The organism is Streptomyces aurantiogriseus (genome assembly GCF_014649375.1).
Taxonomy (GTDB): domain Bacteria; phylum Actinomycetota; class Actinomycetes; order Streptomycetales; family Streptomycetaceae; genus Streptomyces; species Streptomyces aurantiogriseus.
In genome coordinates, this window is sequence record NZ_BMSX01000004.1 from 321,721 (window position 1) to 334,453 (window position 12,733).

Genomic DNA, 12,733 nt, shown 5'->3' on the forward strand with positions numbered 1-12,733 from the left:
ATGTGTGCCGGGGGGAGAGATGCGCCGTCGCGCTGGTCTGCTGACGCGCCGCACGATGTGCGGAACGTCCGACGCGGTCCGGGAGACACGGCGGTGGGCGGTGGAAAGTGACGGCCGAGCGACCAAGAGGGCGCGCGTTCAGCTGGACGCGGTGGCGGCGGATGCCGCGTTCGCGGACTCACTTGGACTCCAACTTCCTGCCACCGCCGTACAGGAAGGTGGCCAGCGCACCGCGCGACGTGACTCCTGTCTTGGCGAAGACCTTGTGCAGGTGGTATTCGACGGTACGCGGGCTCACGAAGAGCCGACTGCCGATCTCGGGATTGGTCAGGCCCTCGCTCGCGAGTCGCGCTATCTGCGCCTCCCGAGGGGTCAGGTCGTCGCCGCTGCTCCCGGCGCTCCGCTTCCGAGCGGTCTCCCCCGTGGCCTTCAGCTCGCGCGCCGCGCGCTCGACGAACGCCTCCATACCCGCGTCCGCGAACAGGTCGTGGGCCGTGCGCAGTTGCTCGCGCGCGTCGATCCGGCGCCGCTCGCGGCGCAGCCATTCGCCGTAGACGAGATGCGCCCGTCCGAGATCGGCTCGGCACAGGGTCCGTCCGAGTCTCTCGATCGCCTCCCGGTAGAGGCTCTCGGCGTCCCTGCCCTGGCTGAGGAGCGCCCGCGAACGGGCCTCTGTCCCGAGGGCCCAGTCGGTAGGGCTCGCCTGCGTCGTCCGCACCAGCCGCTCGAGTGCTCGGGAGGCGCTCTCGCCGTCGCCGCTCCGGACTGCCGCTTCGACCAGTTCGGCCGGCCCCCAGTGCACTGCGACGCCCGGAGCCGGCGGGTCGAGGACGACTCGTTCGGCGGCGGCTCGGGCGTCCTCGTACCGGCCAAGGCCGTTGCAGAGCACTGCACTGGCCCAGTCCGAGACAGTCAGCCCCACTCCCTCGCCCCGCAACGCCGCCTCGCTCGTGGTGGCGCGCACCAGTCGGTCGACCTCGGCCCGTCGTCCCTGCCACGCGGCGAGTGCGAGCGCGCCATAGTTGGTGATCTGAAAACCGGTCGCCGTGACGATCGTGCGCACCTCTTCGCTCAGCGACGCCGCTTCGGGCATTTCGCCCTGGAAGAGGTGCACGATGATGCGCGAACTCAGGCCCAGAGGCAGTGCGGCGAGCGCGCCGGTGTCACGGGCGAGACGGACATGGCGGTCCGCCAGTACACGACAAGACCTGTCGTCCCACAATGCCACGGCGATGATGAAGGCGAGCCACAGCCAGCGGAGTTCCTCCTCAGGGGAAACGTCGTCCTCGGTGAAGGCGCGTAGGGCCCGCCGCATAGCCGGCGCCGCTGTCCGTGCGTCGTCCGTCAGGAGCAAAGCCAGGGCGTCGAGGAGCAGGTCGGCGGCACGCGGGGCGACCGGCGTGGCCGGCGCCGCGCGAGCGGCTGCGGCGATCTCCAGGAGACCACCGCCCTCGACCGCCAGGCGGCCGGCGAACATCGCCGCGGACAACGCCTGCAGATTCGTTTCGCGCGCCAGTGGGACGTCCAGCGGCTCAAGTTGCCTGGCAACCTCGAGCAGCATCGGCGGAGCGAGATTGCCACGATTCGTGGTGAACGCGATCTCGGCCCGCAGCAAGGACGCGCGGGCACGTTGCAGCTCGTCAAGCGGGCCGGCCAGCGCCGCGGCCAGCAGCGACAGCGCGGCGTCGGGCGCTCCGGCCTCATGCTTGGCCTGGGCGGCGGCCAGGGCGCGCTCCGCCCGGCGCCCGGACTCGGGCGTGAGCGTGGCCGCGCGCTCCAGGAAGGCTGCGGCCGCGGCCAGGCCGCCCCGCCCCTGCGCGCGCCCGGCCGAGCGTTCGAGTTCCGCGGCAACGTCCTCGTCCGGCTCCACCGTGGCGTGCGCGCGGTGCCACGCGCGCCGATCCGGATCGGCCTCGGCATCGGTCGCTTCCGCCAGGGCGCGATGAGCCGTCCTGCGTTCCTCGGGCGACGCTGCCCGGTAGACCGCCGACCGTACGAGCGGATGCCGCAACCGCACCCGGGCGCCGAACTCGATCAGGTCGTCCGCGGCGGCGACGGCCGCGGTGTCGCCGGCGTTCCCCAGCCGTGTGGCCGCACGCCAGACCAGCGCCGGGTCACCGAGCGGCTCCGCGGCTGCCAGCAGCAACAGCTGTCGCGTCCGCACGGGCAGCGGCTCCAGCCGTCGCCGGAAGCTGCTCTCGATGCGCCCACGGAGGGTCTGTGCGGTGGGCGACCCGAAACCTCCCGCCAGTTCGTCGTGGGTCAGTTCGCGCGGTAGCTCAAGAAGCGCCAGTGGATTTCCGCGGGCCTCGGCGATGATCCGCTCACTCACCTGTTCGTCCAGCCGGCCGGGGATCACCGAGCGGAGCAGAACCCGCGCGTCGTCGTCGCGCAGGCCCGCGAGGTCCATCGTCGGCAGTCCGGACAACTCATGCATCGCATCGCTTGAGTTGCGTACCGCGAACACGCAGGCCACCGCCTCCGCGAACAGCCGACGCGCGACGAAGGCGAAAACCTGTGCGGAGGCCCGGTCGAGCCACTGCACATCGTCGATCACGCACACGAGCGGCCTGCTCTCGGCGGCCGCCGAGAGCAGGCCGAGCACGGCCAGACCGAGGAGGAAGCGATCCGGTGCGGGCCCGTCAAGGATCCCGAACACGATCCGGAGCGCGTCGCGCTGCGGACCCGGCAGGCTGTCCAGAAGGTCCAGCATCGGTGCCAGGAGCTGATGAAGCGCTGCGAACGGAAGCTCCATCTCGGCCTGGACACCCGTTGCGGACACCACGCGGCAGTCGGCAGCCCGGTCCAGCAGGTGTTCCAGCAGCGCGGACTTGCCCACCCCCGCCTCTCCCCGAAGGACCAGCGACTGGCTCTGGCCGGCGCGGACAGCCTCGACGAGCCGGTCGAGCACCTGGCATTCGGTGTGCCGTCCCAGCAAGACGGAGCGACGCCGCTCACGGGTCATGAACTCGTCACCGGACGGAGCCGCCTCCACGCCGCCTCCCGGGGAAATGGACCATCCTGGTCCAGTGCCACTCCAGTATGTCAGGGACGTCATGGGTTACCGGCCGGTCGTCGACCGGCCCCGCTGGTGGGCCGCGCCACCGCGGGCGTCTCACAGAGCACCTCCCCGGGCTCGCGGGTTTCAGGTACGTCTTTGCCGACCGGGCCACTGCGTCACCGCCGGGGCCGCGCCCGCCCGCGCCGCTACGTCGGCCAAGCGGGGCTCCGTCTCCCGGCAGGAGGGTGCCGGAGAGCCGGCCACCCGATGGCGACCGCCGACGGTGGTGCCGTCAGTCGTGGGTCCGGCCTCCGGGGCGGCGGTAGGGGATCTCGCGGTCCACCTTCTACCTGTACTTCCGCGACAAGGTCGACGTCATGCTGCGGGTGAGCGGTTCGCTCAGGACGCGGAGTGGGAGACCGCGGAGGCGTGGGAGCCCTGCGGCCCGACGGCCTGGCCCGCCCGCGGCCCTCGCCGCCCACCCGGCCGTGCACGGCGTACTGGCCGGCACCGGGCGCAACAACCTCTCCCTTGCGTTGCGGCTGCCGGACATCGCCGCCCTGTATCGCTTTCTCAGCGAGGACCTCACAGGTCTGGGGATCACCGCCACCGAGACCTTCCTGGTCGCCGCGCTATTAAGCGTCCGGGCTGAGTGGCGTGCAGTCGATGCGCCCGCGCACGGCGGCAGCGGCCGCCTGGCGGTCCGGCAGGCCCCCACGAACTACAGCACCCGGCTTCTGGCCGATGTCCTCCAGGCACGGCGGCAGCGGCCGCTGCGCACGGGGTCGCGCTCGCCCCGGGGCGGGGGCGTGCGGCAGAGGCCAAGGACTGGGGCGGGCCGCCGCGAGCGAAGCGACGTCGCGCGGCGAGGGGGCCGGGCCTGAGCGTGGCCCACTGGGCGAACGCCGTGCTCTGCAACGGTTTGGGCCGGTACCACCGCGACGCCGCCCGGCAGGCGTGCGTAGTCCCTGCGACGCCGGGCGTTGCGGCCCAGTGGGCTCCCGCCGAACTGGTCGAGGACGTCGAGGCCCTCTACTGTGAGGCGATCGACCGGCTCGGCCACACCCGGCTGCGATCGGAGACCGCCCGCGCCCACCTCCTGTTCGGCGGAGGGCTGCGCCGGGAGCAGCGTCGGCTCGAAGCCCGCGAGCAACTGCGCCACGCCCACGAGGCGTTCACCACGGCGGACATGAAGGCGTTCGCCGAGCGCACGACGCGCGAGCTGCGGGCCACCGGTGCTGGTGGCCAAACTCGCCGTCCCCACGGCGATGACCGTGGTGATCAGCGGAACCCTGGCCCTGGTGATGACGTGGTGGTGGCATCCGGCTGCCGAGGTGCTGGGCGAGCGGTTCCCCTGGTACGACTGGTACCCGTTCAACGGCATCGGCCCGGTGGTGGTGGGCCAATCCGTCCTCCTGCTGTTCCTCGGCGTGACCTTGGGCCTCCTGCTGCGCAGGACGGTGGCCGCGATGGGCGCGACCCTCGCTGTTGGGGCCGGCGTGCTCCTGGCGCTCGACCGGATCCGCAGTTATCTCCTGCCGACCGTGACCGTGAAGGCGCAGGGCATCACCGAGGCACCCGCTCCACACGGCGCCTGGGTGATGGCCGACGGTCCCCTTTCCCCGTCGGGAGCGCGTGTCCCGGACGTCATGGACTGCTACGCGGCCGAGGATTTCCGCGGGTGCCTGACGGCCCATGGACGCACCGGCCACTGGGCCGAGTACCACCCTGCTTCCCAGCTTTGGTCAATGCAGTGGGCGGAGACCGGGCTGTGTCTGCTTCTCGCGGGCGCGCTCGCGGCCCTGTGCGTATGGCGGGTCCGACGCCGGCTGGCCTGACGGCTGACCGAGACAGACCCTTGTAGGCCGCTCGACGCAGCGGCCCTATGCCCATGAGTGATTGCCTCACCTCCATCACCGCCTTGAGAGGTGACGAGCCGAGGCGCGGGAGCGTCACCTGTTGAACCAGTGACGCTCTCGGTGGTGGAACAACGAGAGCCTCCTGGGCATCGGTGCAGACTTCGCAATCGACACCGAACCCGGAGGCCCCTCGCCCCGTTCAAGCACCACGCCAGGCGTGTCGCCTGTCACCACCGTCCCCGAACAGCACACCTAGGTCCCACATCCTCCACCGCGGCCAGGCTTCATGAAGTCATTTGACCGATGCTCGCCGCCGCTCCTCGGGGAGGCTGCACCGGCCGTGAGTCGGCGCGACCTGATCCTGGTCGCGCGTAACCAGCAGAGCCTGGCCGACGAGGCCGAGCAGTACCGGCGCCCCTCACTGAGATCGTTTCATCCTGAAGTCGCTGGTCACGGGGCTGGTGTGGCCGATCGCGGTGGTGCTCGTGCTGGTCGGTGGCGTGATCGCTAGCAGGTGATCGTCTGGTCATGGAGCGATTCGCCGGAACTGCGGGCCCTGGATGCCTGCGCCGCCTACTGTCCACGGGATCAAGGAGTTCGCGGGACGGGAGGGGGCGGAGGGTGGCCGAGGTACTGACGTGGGTGATTCAGCGGCGGGTCGTGCTGGCGGACCGGGTCGAGCAGTTGCGCAAGGAACTCGCGGAGACGGAAGCCGAAGTGGGCCGTCCGGAGGCGGCGGAGGTCGTGTTCGGCCAGTTCATCGAGGTCGAACGCGCGGGCGAGGCGGACGATTCAGCTGTGGACGCGGAGTTCGAGCGCGTCACCACCGCTCCCGGGGCGGGTGGGATGCGGCTGATCCCGGACCGCGCGGACGGCATGGATGCCGGCGTGCTGCCCAAGGACTATCAGGCGATCATGCGGCTGGTGGCGGACGCCGCCGAGCCGGCCCAGGCCGGGCAGGTGAGCGAGGCACTCGGAAAGGGCACGCTGCCCGGGCAGGTCGAGGCGGTCCGCGCGAAGCTGAAGCGGCTCGCGGAGCGGGGCTGGCTGCACCGCACCCCCGGCGGCCGGTTCACGCTCCTCGATAACGGGCAGCGGTGACCGACGCCACACGTAACTCGCATACCCCCTAAGGCAGTTGGGGGTTTCATGTCGATGAACGCCGCTGTCGCCGAGGGTCTGGACCCGCTTGTCGACCAGTGCCGCCTGCCGCTGTCGACCGCCACCTTGGACATGTTCGCGCACCTGGTCCGTTCCCACTTGAACAAGATCAGATCCCGGTGGCGCAAGTTGTCGCCGGGCCGCATCACGCTGATCGTCCTGGCCGTACTCCGTCACGACCAGCGGCTCGCCGACATGGCGGGCGCCTACCAGGTGTCCGCCTCGACCGTGCGGCGCTGGCTGCTGGAAGTGATCCACCTGCTGGCCGCCCGCGCCGAGCGCCTGGACCGCGCCCTGAAGAAGATCGTCAAGCGGGGCGGTGCCGTCGTGCTCATCGACGGCACCCTGATACCCACCCGGCACCGACAACCGCCCGAACTACTCCGGCAAACGCAAGATGCACGGCCTGCACGTCCTCGCCTTCACCGACGAGAACGGCAATCTGATCTGGGTCTCGGCCGCCCGGCGCGGCCGCACCCATGACGTCACCGCCGCCCGGCACGACCACATCACCGCCCACCTGCGCGAAGCCGGCATCGGCGCGTTCGCCGACCTTGGCTTCCTCGGCCTCGACGACGACCCCGACAACCCGGTGATCATCACCGGCTACCGCGCCGCCCGCGGCCGACGGCTGACCGCCGCGCAGAAGGAGGCGAACAAGCTCGTGGCCCGCGAACGCGCCGTGAACGAGCACGGCTTCGCCGACTTGAAGAACTGGCGCGTGTTCACCAAGCTCCGCCTCGATGCCCGTCACGCCACCGCACTGCTGCGGGCCTTGCTCGTCCTCACCCGCACCGAAGTCTCCCGGTGGCGGGCAATCATCTGCTACCGATCCCGCCGCCGACCAGCACAAGCACCCCCCACGACCGGCCACACCTGGAATGGGATGCCGAACGAGTCACCGGAGTTCGACGGAACCGGTGGCCGCCGCTCCCGTGGTGGCGAGGGGCCCAAGAAGGCGGACGCTTCGCGCGTCAGTCAGTCACTTGTAGATCTTGCCGGGCTCGGCCTTGGCCGGAGCGAGCAGCTGGGAGACGGTCACGAAGGTGTAGCCCTGCCTGCTGAGCGCCTTCAGGATGGAAGGCATGGCCGGCACGGTGCCCTTGTGCAGCGGGTGGAGCAGGATGATCCCGTCGCGGCCAGCACCCGCGAGCACGCGCTTGGTGATCAGCGCGGTGTCGTCCGTCTCGTAGTCCTTCGCGGTCACCGTCCACAGCACCTGCGCCATCCCCAGTTCTTTCGAGACCTTGGAGACGCGGTCGTCGGTGCGGCCCTGGGGCGGGCGCATCAGCGTCGGCTCGCTGCCGGTGAGGCTGGAGATGGCCCGTGCCGTGCGGCGCAGCTCGTCGCGGATCTGCGCATCAGAGACATCGGTCAGCACCGCGTGCGTCCAGGTGTGGTCCCCGATCTCGTGGCCGTCCTTGGCAATCCGCCGCACCACATCCGGGAATTTGTGGATGCGCCGGCCCTCAAGGAAGAACGTCGACGGCGCCTTGTACTCCTTCAGGAGGTCCATCAGTCGGTCGGTGGGTCCGCCCGGGTTGCCGTCGAAGGTGAGCGCGATGCACTTGACCTTCCGGCAGTCCACCTGACCCGACGGTACGACCGCTCCAGACGCGGCCCGGTCACGTTCCTCGCGCGGGGAGAGCGTCTCCATCTTGTTCGCCTGGATGACCATGACGACGGTCACCGTCACGGCCGCCACCACGGCCAGGGTCAGGAGTATGAGTAGGCGAGGCCGCCTCTTCAGGATCTTCATCCCGAGGAGAAGATTTCAGCGCCGGAAGGGTTGCCCAGCGGCCTCGATAGTGAGGCAGGACACGTGTGTGCAGCGCGTTTCGAGTGCGCTGCGGCGCCACCTCGGCTGCGATCCGCTCCAGCGCCTCTCCGACGTGTTCGGCCGCCGACGGTGGCGCTGGTGTGCCTCGCGCCTTGCAACGGCCCGCTGCTGCGGCTGCCGCCAGGCGGGCCACCTCGGCTTCCGCCTCCGCGAGTTCCTTGCGCAGCTGCTCGACCCGGTCCGCCAGCAAGACCCGCCGCTGAATCACCCACGTCAGCACCGCGGCCACCCTCCGCCCCCTCTCTCGCCCCGTGAACTCCCTTGATTCCGTGGGCAGTAGACGGCACGGACGCCCCGCGGCCCCAGTTCCGGCGAATCACTCCATGACCAGACGATCACCTGCTACCGATCACGCCACCGACCAGCATGAGCACGCCCATGACCGGCCACACCAGCCTCGTGACCTGCAACTTCAGGATGAAACGATCTCACTCACACACTGAGCGCGAGCGTGGGTGATCAGGGGTTAACGATCCGAGGGCCGGTGTTGGACGGGCAGTACTCGAACGACACCATCGCTGCCAGCTGCCTCGCGCAGCTGCTGGTTCTCAACCTCTAGGACGTGCACGACCCGCACCAGCTGCTGCATAGGGGCCCCGCACGAGCCAGTTGTTGAGCACGTTCGCGGCAGCCAGGACGACAACGACATAGATGATCCGCATCCTCATTCCAGGATCCCCCGCCGGGGCCGGAAGCGGAACGTACCCCTGAGTCGGAGTCTGAGTCGGAGAAGGTCTGAGTCGGAGAAGCGGCTTCCAAGAACCCGAAGCAATCGCACACGCCGAGCCGAGCCTGTGATCAGGCCGCTCAGATCGCGTTGCCGGCTTCGGCGCCACGCCGGGGCTGCTCGCCGGCACGCCGCGTGAGCCCACGCCACTCGGTACGTACGCGTAGCCACGTACGCGCGATACGCGCGTCATGCCACCCGGTACTCCTTCACCTCGTCCGCCCGCAGGGTGAGTCCGTGGCCGATGGCGCCGTCGGGGTGGACGGTTCCGCCCATCGGATCCAGGACGGCGTCGAAGAACATCGACTCGATGCGCACGTGGTCGTGGAACCACTCGATGCGGCGGAGGTCCGGGACGGCCGCCGCCGCCGCAGCGTGGGCGTGCGGGGCAGCGGTGGGAGGAGCTCTCCAGGCCGTCGGGCATCGGCACCGCCACCATGTGGTCGTGTCGGTCTTGCGCGAGAACAATCGTTCTCGTACGGTTGCGCTTGACAGTGAGAACGTTCGTTCTCGCGATGGTCCACCCACGCCAACGGAACCCACACCCCCGCCGGCGGCGATACCGCACAGACCCAAGGAAGTGACATGACTGACGAAGCGCGCCCCCCGTTCCCGCCGTTCACCCGGGAGACCGCCATCGAGAAGGTCCGCCTGGCGGAGGACGGCTGGAACACCCGCGACCCGGAGAAGGTCGCCCTCGCATACACCGTGGACTCGCGCTGGAGGAACCGCACGGAGTTCGCCACCGGCCGTGACGAGATCATCGCCTTGCTCACCCGCAAGTGGAACCGGGAGTTGGAGTACCGGCTCATCAAGGAGCTGTGGGCCTTCGACGGCAACCGCATCGCTGTGCGCTTCGCCTACGAATGCCACGACGACTCACGCAACTGGTTCCGCTCCTACGGCAACGAGAACTGGGAGTTCGACGACAACGGCCTGATGCGACGGCGCTACGCCTGCATCAATGACCTCCCCATCAAGGAGTCGGAGCGCAAGTTCCACTGGCCCCTCGGGCGCCGCCCCGACGACCACCCCGGCCTGAGCGACCTCGGCCTCTGACCGCCCGGCCCCGCGCCGTGGATCCGGGCCCAACGCCGGATCCACGGCAGGGTCGTTCGCGCGTGAGGCCGTACCTGCGGCAGAGACCGCCGCGTACCTGGAGGGCAGTTCGGCTACGCCGCCATCCGCTCGATCGGCTCCAGGCTGAATGCACGGAAGCCCGAGGGCGATCCCCGGCCGTTGACTGCTTTGACGTAAGCGCCTGCCCGGCAGCCGTTCTGGCGCACCCCCGGGCGCACCGCAACCGGCCCGGCCAGAGGGCATCGACCGCAAGCCGTACCTGGCAGCAGGTCGGTACCGATTCGCCCCCGAAGCGATGGGGTGGCGGCTCGCACCCCATCCGCTTGCCCACCACCGGCGAGGGGAGCAGGACTCCCTCGCAGGCCTTGAAGACCCTCTCGCCTGCGGTGAGCGTGGGGCGTTGCTCCAGATTTCGGCAATTCTTTCGTCCCTCTTGCACTGAGAACCATCGTTCTATAGGCTGATCTCAAATGAGAGAACGACCGTTCTAGGCTGGAGTCTCACGACACTGCCACCGTTGGCCGGACGGATTGCCGGTTCGGCCGCCGCGAGTGCCGCGGGACCGCCGCCTCGGCCCTGACGTCGACCCAGTCCAGGGCCGAGGGCAAAGAAGCCGCAGAACATGAGCCTCTCGATGTGGGCTCGGAAAGTTCAGATGGGCGTTCCCATGACCCTCTCGCAAACCGCAACGCAACCCCCGCCGACGGCCATGTGCGTGTCCGGCGAACAGCCCCGGACAGCCCCCGTGACCACTGCGCCGGCCCATGTTCGCATGGGCATGCACCGGCACGGCGTGATCGCTCTTCCCGCCGAGGAGCGCTGGGTATACACAGCCCGCCGCTTCGCCGCGTCCCTGTTGGCCCGATGGGACGTCGTCCCGGAGGATCAGGACTCCGTCCTGCTGATCGTCGGCGAGCTTGCGGGGAACGCGGCCCAGCACGGACGGGCCGACATGATCGTGAGCCTTACGTTCGAAGGCCGGGCCGTGCGTATCGAGGTTGCGGACTCCGGTGCGGCGTCCTCGCCCCATCCTCGCTGCGCCGGCGCCGGTGATGAGCACGGCCGCGGCGTGGGCATCGTCGAGTTCCTGGCGGACTGGACCGAGACGCTCGAGGAACGGGATCGCCGACGGGACCGCGCCGGTCTGCGCGTCGCCACCGCACCGGCCGGGTCGTCCCGGGCGGACCTTGTGCTCGCTTGAGAGGGCAGAGGGCGGGCGGGGCCGCGGGCAACACACCCGGCCCCGCTCCGGGCAGAGCGCGTACGGCGACGGTCCGGCCCGCGCCCGGGAATGTACCTTGCGACCTGGCGCGCTATACCGTAAGAGAACGTTCGTTTTCGAGAATAAGGTGATCGAAGTGGAGCTCGAAACGACTGAGCAGCGGATCCTCGACGCTGCCGAGGAACTGTTCTACGGCCAAGGCATACAGTTGGTGGGAATGGACGCGATCCGCACCGCCTCCGGCGTGCCCCTCAAGCGCCTGTACCAGATCTTCCCTTCCAAGAATTCCCTGGTCGAGGCGTACCTGAAGCGGCGGGACGCGAGATGGCTCCACGATCTGGCTCAGTACGTGGACAGCTACGACTCACCTACGCAGCGGATGCTGGCGGTCTTCGACTGGCTGTTCCTCTGGTTCAGCGAGCCGGACTACCGCGGCTGCGGCTTCATCAACTCCTTCGGGGAACTGGGAGCGACCTCCCAGGCTGTGGCCGACATCGCGAAAGCCCACAAGGATGCCTTCCGGCGATATCTCGCCGATCTCGTGGCCGCCGCGGACGCGCCCACGTGGCTGACCGACCAGGTCGTTCTCCTTGCCGAGGGCGCGATGACCACAGCGGCCATCTCCGGGTCTCCAGAGCCCGCCCGTCACGCCAAGGACGCCGCACGCATTTTGCTGCGGACCGCTCACGCAGGCGTCGTCACCGCTGTCTGAGCACGCGGTCGCCTTCACTCACAGCCCGGGTCTTCGTAGGGGCATCCAGGCCCTTTACAGCTCGGGTCGGAGTGTTGGGACACAGAGCGAGGACAGCTCGAACGGGCTTGGTGATGTTGTGCGGCAGCCGCCAGGTCCTGAGTGCGGCACCACGGTCTGTTCGCCCGGTGCCCGAACCCGGGCGCGGGAAACGCTGACGGCACGCTGACCGGGCTGCCGGTGCATCCGAGGCGGCTTGGGTACGGACCGCGTGGGTGCGCAGCTCTCAAGTCGCGGCCCGCCGAAGCGACAGAGAGCAAGAAACCCCTCGGAGACACCGCCCCGGGCTGCCCACGCGCGATGTTCCTCCATCGTCCTGGGTGATCCCCGTGGCCGGAGCGGGCCCAGGGCCCCGCCTCCTCACCACGACCCCCTGTCGTGCCGGGATCGCGGGAAGCGGCGGGATCCGCAGCGGCAGCCCCGATCGCTCGAAGCTGATCGACGTGGCGGCCAGGGCGGCTCATCGGCAATGGCCGTCGGCACGGCAAACGGCTGGATCAGAAGGGCTTGGTGGGCAGGTACTTGCCGTCCAGGGTGATCACCGCGCGCTCGCCACCCTCGGGGTCGGCGACCTGGGCCTGGACCTCACCGGTCGTCAGGCCCTTCGCGGACAGCGAGATGACCATCTCGTCCACGCCGGGCAGGCGCTTCTGCCGCTTCTTGACGATCTTCGGCTCGAAGCTGCCCTCGCGGTCGCGGGGCACGGCTATCTCGACCGGGCCGACGTCCGTGAGCACGGTCTTCGCGCGGGTGCCGTTGCGGCTGTTGCCGCCGTTCTTCCCAGCAGGGTCGTGCTTGTCATAGCCGAGGCGGTCGGTGATCTCGCCTTCGAGGGCGGACTCCAGGAGCCACTTGGTCAGTTGCTGGAGCAGCCCGCCCTCGCCGGTCAGCTGCAGGCCCTCGGCCTGGGCGCGGCCGACCAACTCGTCGATGAGCTGGTCGTCCACCCGCTTCGCCGGGTCCGGCTCAGTGGCCTTGACGGACTCGGCCTCGGTCACGTTGTTACTGGTCATCGATGCATCTTCCTTGATCAGGAGTTACACCGATCGTTTTACAGTCCCACCTGTCGATGTCGGCAGACAGAGCAGCTGC

The 12,733-nt window shown here is 69.5% G+C and carries 9 protein-coding genes and 3 pseudogenes; 8 read left to right on the top strand and 4 right to left on the bottom strand.

What is annotated here, in order from left to right; all coding sequences use genetic code 11:
• Positions 1-178: 178 nt before the first annotated feature.
• Positions 179-2,995, bottom strand: coding sequence for an AAA family ATPase (locus tag IE263_RS10895; RefSeq protein WP_308430602.1), 2,817 nt, complete (start codon positions 2,993-2,995; stop codon positions 179-181).
• 494 nt (positions 2,996-3,489) lie between these two features.
• Here IE263_RS10895 and IE263_RS10900 point away from each other — a divergent pair, with 494 nt between their 5' ends.
• From IE263_RS10900 to IE263_RS48360, 5 genes and pseudogenes are all read left to right on the top strand, one after another.
• Positions 3,490-3,885 carry a hypothetical protein gene (locus tag IE263_RS10900; RefSeq protein ID WP_189934845.1) on the top strand — a complete coding sequence of 132 codons (396 nt, stop codon included), beginning with the start codon at positions 3,490-3,492 and terminating at the stop codon, positions 3,883-3,885.
• Between the two features lie 351 nt (positions 3,886-4,236).
• A complete protein-coding gene (locus tag IE263_RS10905; protein ID WP_189934847.1) occupies positions 4,237-4,839 on the top strand; it encodes an ABC-2 membrane transporter-related protein in 603 nt (200 codons plus the stop codon).
• A gap of 642 nt (positions 4,840-5,481) precedes the next feature.
• Positions 5,482-5,961, top strand: coding sequence for a non-structural maintenance of chromosomes element 1 family protein (locus IE263_RS10910; RefSeq protein WP_189934849.1), 480 nt, complete (start codon positions 5,482-5,484; stop codon positions 5,959-5,961).
• A gap of 48 nt (positions 5,962-6,009) precedes the next feature.
• Positions 6,010-6,504: a helix-turn-helix domain-containing protein gene (locus IE263_RS48355; RefSeq protein WP_229910897.1), complete on the top strand. Its 495-nt coding sequence runs from the start codon at positions 6,010-6,012 to the stop codon at positions 6,502-6,504.
• Positions 6,419-6,751: pseudogene (locus tag IE263_RS48360) on the top strand (transposase family protein); the annotation flags it as partial. The gene IE263_RS48355 and the pseudogene IE263_RS48360, both read left to right, overlap by 86 nt.
• A gap of 252 nt (positions 6,752-7,003) precedes the next feature.
• Here IE263_RS48360 and IE263_RS10920 read toward each other — a convergent pair.
• Both IE263_RS10920 and IE263_RS10925 read right to left on the bottom strand, forming a co-directional pair.
• Positions 7,004-7,780: a polysaccharide deacetylase family protein gene (locus IE263_RS10920; protein ID WP_189935358.1), complete on the bottom strand. Its 777-nt coding sequence runs from the start codon at positions 7,778-7,780 to the stop codon at positions 7,004-7,006.
• 997 nt (positions 7,781-8,777) lie between these two features.
• Positions 8,778-9,006, bottom strand: a pseudogene (locus tag IE263_RS10925) (enolase C-terminal domain-like protein); the annotation flags it as partial.
• 167 nt (positions 9,007-9,173) lie between these two features.
• Here IE263_RS10925 and IE263_RS10930 point away from each other — a divergent pair.
• From IE263_RS10930 to IE263_RS10940, 3 genes are all read left to right on the top strand, one after another.
• Positions 9,174-9,647, top strand: a complete 474-nt coding sequence (locus IE263_RS10930; protein ID WP_189934851.1) for a nuclear transport factor 2 family protein — start codon at positions 9,174-9,176, stop codon at positions 9,645-9,647.
• Positions 9,648-10,413: 766 nt separating this feature from the next.
• Complete coding sequence (locus IE263_RS10935) at positions 10,414-10,869, top strand: ATP-binding protein (RefSeq protein WP_229910898.1); 456 nt, start codon at positions 10,414-10,416, stop codon at positions 10,867-10,869.
• Between the two features lie 157 nt (positions 10,870-11,026).
• Positions 11,027-11,602 (top strand): TetR/AcrR family transcriptional regulator, encoded by a 576-nt coding sequence (locus IE263_RS10940; RefSeq protein WP_189935362.1) that lies wholly within the window; start codon positions 11,027-11,029, stop codon positions 11,600-11,602.
• Between the two features lie 593 nt (positions 11,603-12,195).
• Here IE263_RS10940 and IE263_RS10945 read toward each other — a convergent pair.
• Positions 12,196-12,654, bottom strand: a pseudogene (locus IE263_RS10945) (transposase); the annotation flags it as partial.
• Positions 12,655-12,733: the final 79 nt, after the last annotated feature.